Below are 557 nucleotides of genomic sequence, written 5' to 3'. Positions count from 1 at the left end.
GGCGCCTTCACCAACACCCTGCGCACCGCCGACGTCCGCGCCTATTTCGATCATGATAGCGGCCGGGTGCTCGGGCGCCTCTCTGCCGGCACCCTCCGTTGTGAGGAAGATGACAAGGGTCTGCGCGTCGAGATCGACCTGCCCGACACCACCGATGGTCGCGACGTGAAAACGCTGGTCGAGCGCGGCGATGTCTCCGGCATGTCGTTCCGGTTCGAGGCGGTGCGCCAGGAGTGGGACGAAACGGTAGACCCGCCGAAGCGCACGCTTCTGGAGGTCAAGCTTGGCGAGGTCAGCATCGTGTCCGAGCCGGCTTATGACGGTACGTCGGTCGCGCTCCGGTCGCTGGAGGGCGTCCGGAAGGAACACCGTCGCCAGCGCAACGCCGCCGCATTCGCCCGCCGCAAGGCCGAGGCCGAGGCCAAGTTCCGCAAGATTTCCTGAGTTCACCCGGCATCCGCCGGAGGGCGCGGCAAGCATCCCGCTTCCCGTCTCCACCGCCTGCTTCCGAGCGGGCTTTTTCGACGTGCTCACATGGAGAACATCATGAGCAAGGA

General features: G+C 66.1%; 1 protein-coding gene. It reads left to right on the top strand.

The features are described from left to right. Positions 1–444, top strand: a 444-nt coding sequence (locus ACFOHJ_RS24835; protein ID WP_378225836.1) for an HK97 family phage prohead protease, incomplete at its 5' end; no start/stop codon positions are given. Positions 445–557: the final 113 nt, after the last annotated feature.

Origin of the sequence: Aquamicrobium soli (assembly GCF_042646345.1) — a bacterium.
Taxonomy (GTDB): Bacteria; Pseudomonadota; Alphaproteobacteria; order Rhizobiales; family Rhizobiaceae; genus Mesorhizobium; species Mesorhizobium soli_A.
The sequence above is the reverse complement of the archived record's forward strand: the minus strand, read 5'-3'. Positions and strand labels throughout refer to the sequence as shown.